The following is a 14,450-nucleotide window of genomic DNA, read 5'->3' as shown; positions in this document are numbered from 1 at the left end:
CCGGTTCAAAGGCGCTGACGGATTCCCATGACCACCATCTGCATCGACGGCTTCAACCTGGCCCTGGCCAAGGGCTCGGGCATCGCCACCTATGGCCGCAACCTGCTGCAGAACGTGCGCGCCATCGGGTTGGGGACCGAGGTGCTGTACGGGCCGCCGACGCCGCGCCGGTCCGACAATGTGCTGAACGAGGCCGCCTTGGCGGACGCCGAGCGTCCCCCCCAGAAGCTGAGCCGAAAGCGCAAGATCCAGCGCTTCCAGGAAACCTACAAGTCGCGCTTCGGGCGCGAGGCCTATCCGATCACGCCGTCGGGCGAGGTGATCTGGCCCGAGCGGGACGGCGGCCGTCCGGCGGCGGACCGGTTCTGGGCCTCGCAGGATCTGTTCAGCTACGGCAACCGCGCCTTCGCCGCCTACGGCAAGGAGACGCCGGTGGATTTCGACGCCTCGGCCGACGCGCCGGCGCCGGACGTGATGCAATGGACCGCGACCTTGCCGCTCTACGCCCGCAAGGTCCCCAATATCTACACCATCCACGACCTGATCCCGCTGCGGCTGCCGCACACCACCCTGGACGACAAGGCGACGTACAAGGCGATGTGCGACGCCATCGCCCGGCGCGCGGACCACATCGCCGTGGTGTCCGAAACGACGCGCCAGGACGTCATCCGCCTGCTGGGCGTGCCGGAAGATCGCGTCACCAACACCTATCAGGCGGTCAGCATTCCCGAGAAGCTGACGGCCCGCAGCCAGTTGGAGGTGGAGCTGGAGCTGTCCGGCGTCTTCAACCTGGGCTGGAAGGACTATTTCCTGCATTTCGGCGCCATCGAGCCGAAGAAGAACCTGGGCCGCATCGTCGAGGCCTATCTGGCCTCCGGCTCGACCACCCCCCTGGTGGTCATCGGCGGCCGGGCCTGGCTGGACGAGGGCGAGACGGCCCTGCTGAATCAGGTCAAGCGCGACGGCGGGCCCAGCGCCGACCGCATCCGGCAGTACGAGTACATGCCCTTCTCCATGCTGATCAGCCTGATCCGCGGCGCCAAGGCCACGCTGTTTCCGTCGCTGTACGAGGGTTTCGGCCTGCCGGTGCTGGAGTCCATGGCCCTGTCGACGGCGGTGCTGACCTCGACGGGCGGATCCCTGCCCGAGGTGGCGGGCGACGCGGCCGTGGTGGTCGATCCCTATGACGTCCAGGCCATCACACGCGGCATCCAGGCGCTGGACGCGGACGAGGCGATGCGGGCCGATTTTGAAGGGCGCGGCCTGGCCCAGGCCGCCCGCTTCACGCCGCAGGCCTATCAGGCGCGGCTGCGCGATCTGTACGCCAAGGTCGGGGTCGCCGTCGGCTGAGCTTGCCCTTGACCCGGACCGGTCTTCGAGCGCATGACCGGACAAGACATCCCGGCCGAGAACGGCGCCCGCATCCTTCCGCACGCGAGAGAATGGTCGCCTTTTTCACTCGAAACGCCACCATCGTGTCGGCCTTGATGAAGCGGGAGATGGTGACCCGCTTCGGGCGTGAAGGGCTGGGCTTCGCCTGGCTGATCGCCGAGCCGCTGGTGTTCTGCTTCGGCGTGATGATCCTGTGGAGCTTCACCAAGCCGGCCTATGAGCATGGCGTGCGATTGGCCCCGTTCGTGATGACGGCCTATATGTCGCTGATCCTGCTGCGGCACCTGATCTCGTACATGAGCGGGGCGGTGCAGGCCAACATCGGCCTTTTGTACCATCGACAGATCACGCCGATCCACATCTTCACCTCTCGCATCTTGCTGGAGATTCTAGGGGGCGGGACGGCCTTTTTCATCGTTTACGCCATCCTGTTCGCCATCGGCGAGGTCGGGCTGCCGCACGACTATCTGCTGCTTTACACGGGCTATGTGATCCTGGGCTGGACCGGCGCCGGGTTCGCCTTGATCCTGGCCGGCATCGCGATGCGCTATGAGTTCTTTGAGAGATTCGTAACCCTGATCAGTTACCTTCTTATACCGATCTCGGGGGCGTTCGTGATGGTCGCCTGGCTGCCGCCGCAATATCAGGACCTTTATCTGAAGGTGCCCTTCACCCACCCCATCGAGATGATCCGCGCCGGGGTGTTCGGCGAGTTCGTCGAAACCCACTATGATTTCGGCTATCCCATCCTGGTCGGAGCGATCATGAACATCGGCGGCCTGCTTCTGATCGCCAGCGCCCGGGACCGGATAGAGACGCAATGACGACGACCTGCCCGACCGCCCTTCGCCTTGCGGACCTGACATGAGCGACACCAAACTGAATTATCTCGGGCCGATCCCGGAACTGCTCAGCGGCCCGCGCCGGTCTTCGCTGCGTCGACGCATTCCTCTGGTCTTCATGGGCGTGGTGGTGCTGCCGACCCTGCTGGTCGCGATCTACTACCTGCTCATCGCCGCGCCCCGCTACGTTTCGGAATCGCGTTTCGTCGTCCGGGCGGCGGCGGACAGCAGACCCCAGGCGACCGGTCTGGGCCTGGCGCTGCAGGGCGTCGGCCTGACGGCGTCCAACGACGCCTACGCCGTGCACGACTACATCACCTCGCGCGACGGCGTCGATGCGCTTGAAGCCCGGTTCAACTTCGCCGAACTTCTGCACCCGCGCGGTCTGGACGTCTTCAACGGCTGGCCGCGTTTCTGGGAAGGGCGGTCGGCGGAGAGCCTGGAAAAGGGCCTGAACCGGCTCGTGACCGTCGGTCATGACGCCTCGACGGGGATCAGCGTGCTGCGGGTCGAGGCCTTCGATCCGCGCGCGGCCCAGCAGATCAACGAGGCCATGCTGCGCAACGGCGAGGGGCTGGTGAACCGGCTGAACGACCGCCAGGCGCAGGACGCCGTCTCTCAGGCCCGGCTGGCGACCTCCGAGGCCCGCACGCGGCTGGCGTCGACCCAGCAGCAGCTCACCGCCTTCCGCAACCGCGAGCAGTTCGTCGATCCCGAGAGCAGCGCCAGCCAGGGCGCGGGCCTGATCAGTTCGCTGCTGACCACGGTGGCGAACCTGCGGGCCGAACGAGCCCAGATCGCCGCCGAGGCGCCGGCCAGCCCGCAACTGGCCGCCATCGACAGCCGCATCAACGCCTTCGAGCGCCAGATCGAGGCCGAACGGGCCAAGCTGGCCGGCGCGTCGGATTCGCTGGCGTCCAAGCTGGGGACCTATGAGGAACTGGTCGCGCAGCGCGAACTGGCCAGCGAGGAACTGGCCCAGGCCACCGCCGCCCAGATCAGCGCCGAACAGGAGGCGCGCCGGCAGAAGCTCTACCTGGAGCGCATCGTCAATCCGAGCCTGCCGGAAAAGGCCACGGCCCCCAACCGCTGGCGCGCGATCCTGACGGTGTTCGTCAGCCTGCTGCTGGTTTACGCCATCGGCTGGCTGATCTGGACCGGCGTGCGCGAGCACAGACAAACCTGATGTCCGCCCTGCCTGTCGAGGCCGATGTCGGGCTGGTCGTCACCGACCTGGCCCGGACCTACCACGGGGCGCATCGGCCGCTGTTCTCGGGGCTGAACTTCTCGCTGAAGCGGGATGGGCGGATGGCTGTCCTGGGGCGAAACGGCCAGGGCAAGTCGACCCTGATCCGAATGCTGGGCGGGGTGGATCGGCCCTCGGCGGGACGCATCGACTGGCTCATGAGCCCGTCGTGGCCGATCGGCTTCGGCGGCGGCTTTCAGGGCAGCCTGTCGGGCCTGGACAATATTCGCTTTCTGTCGCGCCTCTACGGCCGGGATTTCAAGGAAGCCCTGGCGCGGGTGGACGACTTCGCCGAACTCGGCCGGGTCGCGCTGCGTCAGCCGGTCAAGCAGTATTCGTCAGGCATGCGCGCGCGCCTGGCGTTCGGGCTCTCCCTGGCGATCGAGTTCGACTGCTATCTGGTGGACGAGGTGGTGGCCGTCGGCGACGCCCGTTTCCAGCGCAAGTGCCGCGAACAGCTGTTCGAACACCGCGCGCACCGGGCCTTCCTTATGGCCACGCACGTCATGGACATGGTCTCGGACTATTGCGATCGCGCCCTGATCGTCGAAAGCGGCAAGGCCAAGATGTTCGACGACGTCGGGGAGGCGATCGAGGTCTATACGTGGCTGAGGGCGGCGTGAGCGGGACGGCGACCTCCAGGGCCCGCTGGATCATCCTGCCCGCGATCCGAGACCACGAGGCGTGGCGATCCGCGATAGCGGCCGCGACACAGGCCGCCGGACTGCATCTGATCGACTGGGACGCCGCGCCCCTGGCGGATGCGCGCGACGATCCCGCGGCGATCCTTCTCACGATGGACGCCGATGCGGCGGCGGCGGCCGGAGCCGACCCGGAGCGCACCACGGTCGTCCTGGGCGCGGGGGCGCCGGATGTCGAGGCGGTTCCCGAAGGGGCCGATCGCAACGCCTTGCTGCTGCATCTCACCCAGCACCTGGCGCGGGCGGAAGCCTTCGCCGGCGCGCGGGTGGTGGGCGTTCGGGATCTGAACGGCGCCCCGGTCGAACTGGCGCCGGGGCTGAACGTCGCGCCGCCGCCGACGGCCGCGCCGTCGGACCTGGCGCGGAACCTGACGCTTTACGGGCGGCCCGACGCGGCGGTGACCTGGGGACCGTCGTTCTTCACCTTTGATCCGCGCAATGCGGACCAGGGGCCCAGGACGGGCGAGATGGACCTGACGGGTCGTCCGCGCTTCCTGATCCACGGTCCCTACATCGTCATGCCGCCAGGGCGATGGAAGGCGGTCTTCCGCCTGAGTTTCGACCGGCCGGGCAGCCGGGTGCGCTTCCGCCTCGATTGGGGCGGCCAGACGGAATACGACTCCGAGGAGTTCATTCCCGGCAAGCCGGGCCAGTTCGAGATCGAGATGGACTATGTCTGGCGCGAGCCCGCGCCGGCCGAGTTCCGCATCCTGGTGATGGAAGGCGTGTTCGACGGCCGGCTGACCTTCGGCGGGGTGAAGGTGTCGCGGATGAGCGACGTCTGACGGTCGCACTGGCGACGACGGCCGCGCCCGTCCTATCTAGGCGCGACAGGGAGACGATCCGCATGGGCGAGGCGGCCACGGGACGACGGGCGACGAACGGACCGGTGATCCTGCTGCGTCCGCAACGCCACGGCGATGCGCGCGGCTGGTTCATGGAAACCTGGTCCGAGGCCTGGGCTGCGACGGGCGGGATCGCGGCGCGCTTCGTCCAGGACAACCACTCCTTTTCCCAGGCCGAGGGGACGGTGCGGGGGCTTCACCTGCAACGCCCGCCCCACGCCCAGGCCAAGCTGGTGCGCTGCCTGCGCGGCGCGATCATGGACTATGCGGTCGACCTTCGCCGCGACTCGCCGACCTATGGGCGCTGGACCGCCGCGCGGCTGACGGCCGAAGGCGCCGAACAACTGTTCGTGCCGGTCGGGTTCGCCCACGGCTTCGTCACCCTGAGCGCGGCGACGGAGGTGGCCTACAAGGTTTCCGACATCCATGCGCCGCCGTGCGAGGCGGGCTTGGCGTGGGACGATCCGGCGCTGGGGCTGGACTGGCCGCTGCCTGCGACCGGACCGGTGCTGTCCGCGCGCGACCGCGCCTGGCCGACGCTGGCCGCCTTCGACAGCCCCTTCGCCTATGACGGCGAGCCGCTGGCCGCGCCCGACGAGCGGATGAACTGATGCGGGTGCTGATCACAGGCGGCGCCGGCTTCATCGGTTCGGCCCTGGCGCGACGGTTGATGGCCGGGGGCGGCCATGCGGTGCTGGTCTATGACGCCCTGACCTATGCGGCCTCTCCCGAGGCGTTGAAGGCGCTGGACGGCCGGCCCAGCTACGGCTTCGTCCAGGGCGACGTGTGCGACGCCGCCGCCGTGGCGTCCGCCCTGGCGGCGTTTCGGCCCGAGGTGATCGCCCACCTGGCGGCTGAGACCCATGTGGACCGGTCGATCGACGGGCCGCACGCCTTCGTGCGGACCAATGTGACGGGCACGGCGGTGATGCTGGAGCAGGCCCTGGCCTATTGGCGCGGGTTGGACGCGCCGGGGCGAGAGCGGTTTCGTTTCCATCACATCTCGACCGACGAGGTGTTCGGATCGCTGGGGGAGGAGGGGCGGTTCACCGAGGCCTCGCCCTATGACCCGCGCTCGCCCTATGCGGCGTCGAAGGCCGGGGCCGATCACCTGGTCCGGGCGTGGGGGGCGACCTACGGCCTGCCCGTGCTGGTGACCAACTGCTCCAACAACTACGGCCCGTTCCATTTTCCGGAGAAGCTGATCCCGCTGATGATCGCGCGGGCGCTGCAGGGGCGGTCCCTGCCGGTCTATGGCGACGGGGGGCAGGTGCGCGACTGGCTGCACGTGGACGACCACGCCCGGGCGCTGGAGACGGTGTTCCTGCGCGGCGCGCCGGGACGGACCTACAACGTCGGCGGCGACGCCGAGCGGCGCAACATCGAGGTGGTCCAGGCGATCTGCCGGTTGCTGGACCGATTGCGGCCGAGGCAGGACGGCCTGTCCTACGCCGAGCAGATCGTCTTCGCGCCGGACCGGCCGGGCCACGACCGCCGCTATGCGATCGACGCCTCGCGCATTCGCGACGAGCTGGGCTGGGCGCCCGAGATCGACTTCGACCAGGGTCTGGAGGGGACAGTCCGCTGGTATCTGGAGAACGAGGCGTGGTGGCGCGCCATCCTGGCCGGACCCTACGACGGCGGGCGGCTGGGGAAGACATGACCCGCAAGGTGCTGATCCTGGGCGGGACCGGGCAGGTCGGGCGCGCCCTGAAGCGGCTGTCCTGGCCCGCCGATGTCGCATTGGACGTCCCGGCCCGTGCGGATCTGGACCTGACTGACGCCGAGGCCGCGCGTCGCCGGATCGGCCAGGGCGGATACGCCGCCGTGATCAACGCCGCCGCCTATACCGCCGTGGACCGGGCCGAGCGCGAACGGGACGCCGCCTTCGCCGTCAACGGCGTCGCTCCGGGCGTACTGGCCGACGCCGCGGCGACCGCGGACGCCGTCCTGATCCACCTGTCGACCGACTATGTCTTCGACGGCCGGGCGGGCCGACCGTATGATGAGGATGACGCCCCGGCGCCGCTGAACGTCTATGGCGCGTCCAAGCTGGCGGGCGAGCGGGTGGTGCTGGAAGCCCAACCCCAGGCGACGGTGATGCGGACCTCGTGGATCGTCGGGCCGGATGGAAACAACTTCCTGACCACCATGCTGCGCCTGGCGGGCGAGCGCGCAGCGATCGACGTCGTCGACGACCAGACAGGACGCCCGACGGCGGCGTCGGAGGTGGCGCGGGCGGCGCAGACCGTGCTGCTGCGGCGGCTGGACGATCCGACCGCTCCGGGCGGGCTGCTGCATTTCGCCGGGGCGGGCCAGGCGACCTGGGCGGACCTGGCGCGGTCGGTTCTGGACGCCAGCCGCGCCCGCGGCGGCCCCCACGCCGAGGTGCGGCCCATTGCGACCCGCGCCTATCCCACGCCGGCGCGGCGGCCCGCCGACACGCGGCTGGCGACCGGGCGAATCACGCGCGACTATGGCGTCCGGCCGCGACCGTGGGACGAGACGGTCGCGGAGATCGTGGCCGAACGTCTGAAGGGAGCGGGGGCATGAAGGGGATCATCCTGGCCGGGGGCTCGGGCACGCGGCTGCACCCGATGACGCTGGCCGTCTCCAAGCAGCTGATGCCGGTCTACGACAAGCCGATGATCTATTATCCGCTGTCGACCCTGATGCTGGCCGGCGTGCGCGAGGTCCTGGTCATCTCCACGCCGCGCGACACGCCGCTGTTCGAGACGCTGCTGGGCGACGGGTCGCAATGGGGGATCGAGATCCGCTACGCCGTCCAGCCTGAACCCGGCGGCCTCGCGCAGGCCTATCTGATCGGCGCGGACTTCGTCGGCGACCAACCGTCGGCGCTGATCCTGGGCGACAACATCTTCTATGGTCATGGGATCGCCGACCTGTTCGCGCCGGCGCTGGCGCGACCGGAGGGGGCCACCATCTTCGCCTACCACGTCAATGATCCGGAACGGTACGGCGTGGTCGAGTTCGACGCGGCGATGCGCGCGCGCTCGATCGAGGAGAAGCCCGCGCGGCCGCGCTCCAGCTGGGCGGTGACAGGGCTCTATTTCTACGACGCCGAGGTGGTCGACATCGCGCGCGGGCTGAAGCCGTCGGCGCGGGGCGAGCTGGAGATCACGGACGTGAACCGCGCCTATCTGGAGCGGGGGCGTCTGTCGGTGGAGGTGATGGGGCGGGGCTACGCCTGGCTGGACACCGGCACGCCCGACAGCCTGATGGAGGCGGCCCAGTTCGTGCGGGTGCTGGAACATCGCCAGGCGCTGAAGATCGCCTGCCTGGAAGAGGTCGCCTACCGCCAGGGCTTCATCGACGCCGAGGCGGTGGAGCGGGCGGCGGCGGCGATGGGCGCCAACGCCTATGGCCGCTACCTGACCGAACAGGTGCTGGGCCGGCGCACCTGACGGACGATCAGGAGCCGGCGTCTTCGGCCGGCTTGCCCGTCAGCATGGCGTAGGCCCGCTCGAAGGCGTCGTTCTTGACGAACATCAGGCCGCGCTGGCGCGGGGCCGGTGCCTCGTTGGCGCCGGGCGTCGAGCCGTTCAGCGCCGCGCCGTAGAAGATGTGCGCTCCGATGCGGCGCACGCGTTCCAGCCGCGACGACCAGCTGGGGCGGACATAGTTGGCGTGATAGTTGACCGAAGTGCGCGGGAGCAGGGTCGTCGGCTTTCCGGCGTAAACCTCGCGCGCGATGCGTTCGGCGCGGGCCCAGGCGGTCATGTTGACCGGATAGCGGCCGATGGAGCCGTCGCAGGTGAAGGTGAACTGGCAGGTGCGGCTGTTGCGCTGATAGACCACCGCGCAGACGTCGCCCGGATAGCGCCCGCTGTCGGCGCGGTTCAGCACCACCTCGGCGACGGCGGCCTGGCCGTCCTCGCTCTCGTTGCGGGCCTCGTAATAGATGGCCTGGGTCAGGCATTCGACCGGATCGGTCGGGACAGCCGGCATGGAAGTCAGGTCCAGCTTCGGCGCCGTATAGCCGCGTCCGCCTGTCGGCCGCGCCCGGCTCGGGTCATAGGCCGGCGGGGCGATGGTGGCGGTCGGCTCCAGCGCGGGCGCCGTCGCGCGCGCGGCGACGGCCCGGGCCGGCCGAGGCGTCTCGGGCGATCGGCGGGCGGCGGTCTGGCGGCGGGGCGCGGGCGTGGTCTGCGGCTTGGGATCGGCCAGGCGCGCCCCCTTGCCGTCCTGCAACATCGCCTGGAGTCGCGCGTTCAATTCGGCGCGGCGGTCGGCGTCGCTGACGACCGCGACCTTGGCGGGAGCGTGCAGGGCCTGGGGCGGACGACCGGCCTCGGCGCTGGCGTCGCGCACGGCCGCGTCGCCGAACCACAGGGTCCCGCCGACGGCCGTTGTGATGATGATCGACGCGGTGTGGCGCATCCCCGTCCCCGAAATATTGTCCGCAAATATCCCAAAGCGGCGAAAGCGCCAAGCGCGGCCGTGCGCGGCGCGCCTGGATCATTGGCGCGCGGGGCGTCAGGGTCTAGGGAGAAGGCCATGCGCGCGCGCCGTCCCGGATTTTCGCTGATCGAGGCGCTGGTGGTCCTGGCCATCAGCGGCATGGCGTTGGCCATCGTCTTCTCCATCGGCCTGAAGGCGGGGGACGCGGGCTTCGGCCTGGGGCGCAAGGCCATGTCGGCGGCCGACCTGGACGTGGCGGTCAGCGACTTTCGCGCCGTGGTGCGCAGCATCGCCCTGCGCCCCGAGCGCGCCTTCCTGGCGGGCGTGGACAAGCCGGTCGTAGGCGCGGCGCGGCGTTTCGAGGGCGAGGTGGTGATGGAGCGCGCCACCCAGTGCGCGCCGGCCGGCTGGGCCGGAACCCTGGTGCTGGCTGTCGAGCCGCGAGGCGACGAACAGATCCTGACCTGCACCGCCGGAGAGCGCACCGCGACGCTGTTCGCCACGCGAAAGCGCGACGCGGCCCTGTCCTATTCGGTGAACGGCCGGGACTGGAGCGACAGCTACACCAACGCCCCGCCGGATGGGTTCGGCGAAGGCCTGCTGCGGTCCGCGCGCGTCTTCGTGCGTTTTTCGGGCGGCGCCGGCATGGACGTGATCGAGGCGGCCTCTTCGGGGCTGCCGGACAACTGGGCGCGGCCGGTCGATGATTTCTGAGCCTATCGACGGCGCCAGGCGCGGTTTCGCCCTTCCGGCCGTGCTGGCGGTGATCGGGGTGGTGACCATCGTCTTCCTGGTGGCCATGACGGCCCTGAGCAGCCTGAACGCCGAGGCGGCTTCGGCGCGCGACCGCGTGCGCTTCACCCAGCGCGCCCTGACGGCGGAGGCGACCCTGGCCCATATGATGTCGACCGAGCCGTTCGGTCCCCTGGGGATGCGGATCGGCGCGCCGCGCGCCCTGGATCCCTTTCTCGAACCCGAGGACGTGGAGGCGCTCGCCAGCGGTGTCCCGACCCAGGATTTGCGGCTGGACGGCAGTCCCTATCTGCTGGACGTGGGCGGCCCGATGATGGTCAGCCTGCGCGACCAGGCGGGGATGGTGAACCTGGCCTATCTGACGCCGGACCAGGCCGAGCGGCTGGCCGAACAGGCGGGGGCGCCGCGCGGTTTCGGGCGGACGCTGCTGGCGCGATATCGCGACTATGCGGACCCGGACGATCTGCGCCAGATCGACGGCGCCGAGTCCTCGGAATACGGCGGCGATGGGCCAGCCAATCGCAATCTGCTGCGGGCCGACGAATATCTGTCGATCCTGGGGGTGCGGCAGGCGGTCGACAGCCGCAGGTGGCGGGCGCTGCGCGACGCCCTGGCGGTCGACGCCGGCGTGCCGCGCGCCAATGTGAACACCGCCAGCGCCGACGCCCTGGAAATCCTGTTCGGCGCCTCGCCGCAGCAGGCCGAGGCGGCCATACGCGCGCGTCAGCAGGCGCCCTTCCTGTCCTTCCAGGACTTCGTGGCGGCCAGCGGCGTGCCCGACGTCAGCAATGACGAGATCCTCTACACCTTCCCGGCGGGAAAGGTCTTCTTCACGCTTCGGGACGGGCGCTCGGCCTGGATTTACCGGGGCCGCATCTCGTTGACGCCGTCCGGGCTTGAGCGACCGGTCTGGATCGACCAAACTGACACCACAGAAGCCCCGCGCCGGGTCGCCGCCGATACATCCAATGCAACTCGATTTCCTTACGCCCCGCGTTGAGCGGCTGTCGGCCGACGGGGCCTGGACGACGCTGCATCAGGGCGGCGCGATCGGACGCCTGCGCACGCCGGTGGTGCTGCTGGCGCGCGAGCTGACGGTCTTTTCCCGCTTCGAGACGGCGGCCCTGCCCAAGAACCGCCGCCGCCAGGCCGCCCGCCTGCACGCCCGGACCGGCGCGCCCTATCTGAACGCGGCCTCGCTGGTGATCAAAAGCGGCGCGGACTTCGGCCTGTGGTGGTGGGACGCCGAGCGGGTCGACGCCATGGTGCGGCAGCGTTGGGGCGGACAGATCCCGGCCCTGCGCCCGGAAACCCTGGCCCAGCCTGCGGGCAGGGGCTGGCGCATCGTGCGCCTGACGGAAGGTCACGAGGCGCAATACTGGCGCGACGGCCAGCTGCACGCTTCGGCCTGGCGCCGCGAGCGCTTCGACGCGCCCGCCTGGGCGGCCTTCACCCGCGTTCAGCGGGGCGCGGAAGACGCGCCGGAGACGCCGCCGGCGCCTCAGGCTCTGCCCATCGACTACGACGGGCCGGCCTTCTCGCTTTCGACGACCGAGATCACGCGTGAACAAGCCATCGGCGGGGCGGGCGCGGCCTTGGCGACGACGGCGATCTGTGCGGCGCTGTTGCTGGCGGGGCAGGGCGCGCGCCTGTCTTCGGACGCCAAGGAGATCGAGGCGGAAACCGCCGATATCCAGGCCCAGACCCCGCGCGCCGGCGCCCTGCAAGGGCTGGAGACCAACCGGCGCCGTCTGGCCGCCTATCGCCAGGTGGAGGAGCGCACCAGCCCGCTGAGCGCCGCCGGCGCGGCCATCGGCATCGTCGCCATTCAGGACCTGACGCCGCTGGCGCTGGACGTGCAGGAGGACAGCCTGTCCATCACCCTGCCGTATTCGGCGGTCGGCCGGGCTGACAGCCTGATCGCCGACTTCGAGCAGTCGGGCTACTTCTATGACGTCCAGCCCCGCACCGACGCGCAGAACCAGCGGCTGGTCATGGAGATGAAGGTGCGAGAGGCGGCGCCGCCCCTGTCGGCCGATCTCTCCGCAGGTCCGACTGCAGGCGGATGAAGCGGCAGTCGTCGCCGACCGAGCGCAACGTCATCACCACCCGGTCGCCGTTGATCAGGTTGGCGGTCGTGGGCGAGCACACGCCCCCGGCGGCGATGTCCAGCGCCGGCGCCAGGGTGTAGCGCCAGGGCGAGCGCAGGGTCAGGGTGCGGGCGTCGTCCGCCTCGGCCGGGTCCTGACGGCCCGATGCGGCGACCGGATCGACCAGGCGGATCGGCAGGCTGGTGCGGTTCGCCTCGCGACGCAGGTCCGAGACCTGACGCTGGAATTCGAAGAAGACCGCGTGCGCCGTGGCCTGGTCCAGCATGCGCGACGTCGACGGCATGATCACCGCCGTGCTGAGGGCCAGGATCACCAGCACGACCAGGATCTCCATCAGGGAGAAGCCGGCCCGGCCGGCGGCCTTACCGCTGGTCGGAGTTGACGTCGGCATTGACGCCGCTGCCGCCTTCCTGCCCGTCGGCGCCGTAGCTGACGACGCGGGCCCGCGCCTCTGGGGCGCCTGGCGCGCCGGTGGCGGCCGCCGCGGGGGGCACGTAGATGTAGGGGCGCGCCCACGGATCGGAGGGCAGGGCCTTGTCCAGATACGGGCCGGACCAGCCGGGCACCTGTTGCGGATCGGCCTGCATCAGAAGGGCCAGGCCCTCCTGTTCGGTCGGCAGGCGGCCGATGTCGATCCGCATCGTTTCCAGCGCCGCCTCGATGGAGCGGATCTGCAGCCGGGCGGTGGTGGTCTTGGACCGGTCCAGCTGCGCGAACAGACGGGGCCCGACGACCGAGGCGATCAGGGCGATGATGGCCAGGACGACCAGGATCTCGAGCAGGCTGTAGCCGGCGCGGGCGCCGCGGGCGGCGCGTCGCGCGCGGAGGCGGCGTTGAAGGCGGGAAAGGCGGAGAAACACGCGGACGACCCTGAAAAGGCTGGACCTATTACGATGGCTCAGGGGCTGCTATAGCTCACGCCCATGCGCCCGTCGATGCGAAACGACCCGGGCGACCAGACGCAGCGGGACGGCATTTGCAGGACATCACAGCCGGATTGAGGGCCTCTGCGGGCGTGCGGACCCGCGACCTCGTCGCCCGCCTGAAGCGCACCACGCCCCGCGAACGGGTGCTGCTGGCGGTGCTGGTGCTGGGGGCGCTGGTCTATGCGCCGATCGCCGCCTCGGACTGGCGCGCCGCTCAGGAGACGCGGTATGTCGACGCGATGAGCGAGCGCTCCTCGGCGCGGCTCGCCGCCGCGGCCGCCCGACGAATCGAGGCCGCCACCGCCGACCAGGCGGCGCTGGAGGACATGGAGACCTGGGGCTTCGAGGCCTCGAACGTGGCCGTCGCCCAGGTGCGGATCGAACAGCAGCTGGTCGAGGCCGCCACGCGCGCGGGCCTGACCAATCTGCGCGTCACCACCGACAGCGAGGTCGAGACGATCGGGCCGACCCAATGGCTGGGCGCCGAGGTCCAGGCCAATCTGCTGTGGACGCCGACCTTCGCCTTCCTGGACGCCCTGGCCGCCTGGCCCGAGGGATTCCGCGTCACCGGCTTCCAGTACGAGATGCAGCCGCTGACGCCGCTGCAACAGGAGGCGGGCATGACCGCGCCGACCGGATCGGTGCGGATCGGCGTGGCCTTTCCGGTGATCCTGCCGCCGACGGCCGCGGCCCCGGCCGCCGGGGGAGCCGGGTCGTGACGCGCTGGCTGCCGTTCGTCCTGCCGGTGCTGATGGCCGCCGCCTTCCTGTGGGGCTGGCTGGCGCCCGGTCGTCCGGAAGAGCCGCCGGGCGTGACGCGCGGCGCCGGCGGCGGGGAGCTGGCGACGTTGCGGCCGGGCGAAAGCGCCGCCGCGGCCGTGCGTTTCCTGCGCACCCTGCGCTCCGACCCGCCGCCGCCGCCAGGACCTCCGCCCCCGCCGCCGCCGCCCCCTCCGCCGCCGCCGCCCCCGCCGCCCGATGTGGCCGTGGTGTTCAAGCAGGCGCTGGCCGGGATCGAGCGCGATCCGCAGTCCCTGACCTATGCCGCGCTTGTCCGCGATCCTGCCGCGCCGGGGCCGCAAATACGCTCTATGCGGGTCGGAGACACGTTCGGGGAAGGCTGGCGGGTCAGTCAGATTACGGAATACGCCGTGACGCTGAGCAAGGGACGCGAGACGCGCGTCGTGCGCCTGTTCGGCTGAGGGGGAATGAA

General features: G+C 70.3%; 17 protein-coding genes. 14 read left to right on the top strand and 3 right to left on the bottom strand.

All coding sequences use genetic code 11. The features are described 5' to 3' along the window. Positions 1–27 precede the first annotated feature (27 nt). The 9 genes from M8231_RS12650 to rfbA all read left to right on the top strand — a co-directional run bounded on the left by M8231_RS12650 (position 28) and on the right by rfbA (position 8,451). A complete protein-coding gene (locus M8231_RS12650; RefSeq protein ID WP_250201600.1) occupies positions 28–1,350 on the top strand; it encodes a glycosyltransferase family 4 protein in 1,323 nt (440 codons plus the stop codon). 92 nt (positions 1,351–1,442) lie between these two features. Continuing rightward, positions 1,443–2,216: an ABC transporter permease gene (locus M8231_RS12645; RefSeq protein WP_250201599.1), complete on the top strand. Its 774-nt coding sequence runs from the start codon at positions 1,443–1,445 to the stop codon at positions 2,214–2,216. Between the two features lie 40 nt (positions 2,217–2,256). Then, positions 2,257–3,420, top strand: coding sequence for a KpsE/RkpR family capsule polysaccharide export protein (locus tag M8231_RS12640; protein ID WP_249749643.1), 1,164 nt, complete (start codon positions 2,257–2,259; stop codon positions 3,418–3,420). After that, positions 3,420–4,103 carry an ABC transporter ATP-binding protein gene (locus M8231_RS12635; protein WP_250201598.1) on the top strand — a complete coding sequence of 228 codons (684 nt, stop codon included), beginning with the start codon at positions 3,420–3,422 and terminating at the stop codon, positions 4,101–4,103. The genes M8231_RS12640 and M8231_RS12635 overlap by 1 nt, the downstream gene beginning before the upstream one ends. Continuing rightward, a complete protein-coding gene (locus M8231_RS12630) occupies positions 4,100–4,966 on the top strand; it encodes a hypothetical protein (protein WP_250201597.1) in 867 nt (288 codons plus the stop codon). The genes M8231_RS12635 and M8231_RS12630 overlap by 4 nt, the downstream gene beginning before the upstream one ends. A gap of 62 nt (positions 4,967–5,028) precedes the next feature. Then, positions 5,029–5,637, top strand: a complete 609-nt coding sequence (gene rfbC, locus M8231_RS12625) for a dTDP-4-dehydrorhamnose 3,5-epimerase (RefSeq protein ID WP_348521879.1) — start codon at positions 5,029–5,031, stop codon at positions 5,635–5,637. Next, positions 5,637–6,689, top strand: a complete 1,053-nt coding sequence (rfbB, locus tag M8231_RS12620) for a dTDP-glucose 4,6-dehydratase (RefSeq protein WP_250201596.1) — start codon at positions 5,637–5,639, stop codon at positions 6,687–6,689. Before rfbC ends, rfbB begins: the two co-directional genes overlap by 1 nt. Then, positions 6,686–7,579 (top strand): dTDP-4-dehydrorhamnose reductase, encoded by an 894-nt coding sequence (gene rfbD, locus M8231_RS12615; protein ID WP_250201595.1) that lies wholly within the window; start codon positions 6,686–6,688, stop codon positions 7,577–7,579. The genes rfbB and rfbD overlap by 4 nt, the downstream gene beginning before the upstream one ends. After that, a complete protein-coding gene (gene rfbA, locus M8231_RS12610; protein ID WP_250201594.1) occupies positions 7,576–8,451 on the top strand; it encodes a glucose-1-phosphate thymidylyltransferase RfbA in 876 nt (291 codons plus the stop codon). Before rfbD ends, rfbA begins: the two co-directional genes overlap by 4 nt. A gap of 7 nt (positions 8,452–8,458) precedes the next feature. On the opposite strand, the gene M8231_RS12605 is transcribed toward rfbA, so the two are convergent. Then, positions 8,459–9,427, bottom strand: coding sequence for a cell wall hydrolase (locus M8231_RS12605; protein WP_250201593.1), 969 nt, complete (start codon positions 9,425–9,427; stop codon positions 8,459–8,461). Positions 9,428–9,544: 117 nt separating this feature from the next. Here M8231_RS12605 and M8231_RS12600 point away from each other — a divergent pair, with 117 nt between their 5' ends. Genes M8231_RS12600 through M8231_RS12590 form a run of 3 tightly spaced genes read left to right on the top strand, consistent with a single transcriptional unit; the run spans position 9,545 to position 12,270 of the window. Beyond that, positions 9,545–10,162, top strand: a complete 618-nt coding sequence (locus tag M8231_RS12600; protein WP_250201592.1) for a prepilin-type N-terminal cleavage/methylation domain-containing protein — start codon at positions 9,545–9,547, stop codon at positions 10,160–10,162. Further along, positions 10,152–11,201 carry a type II secretion system protein GspK gene (locus M8231_RS12595; RefSeq protein ID WP_250201591.1) on the top strand — a complete coding sequence of 350 codons (1,050 nt, stop codon included), beginning with the start codon at positions 10,152–10,154 and terminating at the stop codon, positions 11,199–11,201. Before M8231_RS12600 ends, M8231_RS12595 begins: the two co-directional genes overlap by 11 nt. Continuing rightward, complete coding sequence (locus M8231_RS12590; protein WP_250201590.1) at positions 11,170–12,270, top strand: hypothetical protein; 1,101 nt, start codon at positions 11,170–11,172, stop codon at positions 12,268–12,270. Before M8231_RS12595 ends, M8231_RS12590 begins: the two co-directional genes overlap by 32 nt. Here M8231_RS12590 and M8231_RS12585 read toward each other — a convergent pair. Both M8231_RS12585 and gspG read right to left on the bottom strand, forming a co-directional pair. Further along, a complete protein-coding gene (locus tag M8231_RS12585; RefSeq protein ID WP_250201589.1) occupies positions 12,194–12,703 on the bottom strand; it encodes a pilus assembly FimT family protein in 510 nt (169 codons plus the stop codon). The two genes, M8231_RS12590 and M8231_RS12585, sit on opposite strands and share 77 nt — an antisense overlap. Further along, entirely contained in the window at positions 12,675–13,172 is a 498-nt protein-coding gene (gene gspG, locus M8231_RS12580) for a type II secretion system major pseudopilin GspG (RefSeq protein ID WP_250201588.1), read from the bottom strand. Before gspG ends, M8231_RS12585 begins: the two co-directional genes overlap by 29 nt. 155 nt (positions 13,173–13,327) lie before the next feature. On the opposite strand from gspG, the gene M8231_RS12575 reads away from it, so the two are divergent. Continuing rightward, positions 13,328–13,957 carry a hypothetical protein gene (locus tag M8231_RS12575; RefSeq protein WP_250201587.1) on the top strand — a complete coding sequence of 210 codons (630 nt, stop codon included), beginning with the start codon at positions 13,328–13,330 and terminating at the stop codon, positions 13,955–13,957. Further along, positions 13,954–14,439, top strand: a complete 486-nt coding sequence (locus tag M8231_RS12570) for a hypothetical protein (RefSeq protein WP_250201586.1) — start codon at positions 13,954–13,956, stop codon at positions 14,437–14,439. Before M8231_RS12575 ends, M8231_RS12570 begins: the two co-directional genes overlap by 4 nt. Positions 14,440–14,450: the final 11 nt, after the last annotated feature.

It is taken from the genome of Brevundimonas albigilva, assembly GCF_023573565.1.
Classification (GTDB): Bacteria; Pseudomonadota; Alphaproteobacteria; order Caulobacterales; family Caulobacteraceae; genus Brevundimonas; species Brevundimonas albigilva.
Note: the sequence above shows the minus strand (reverse complement) of the source record. Positions and strands in the feature narration are given on the sequence as shown.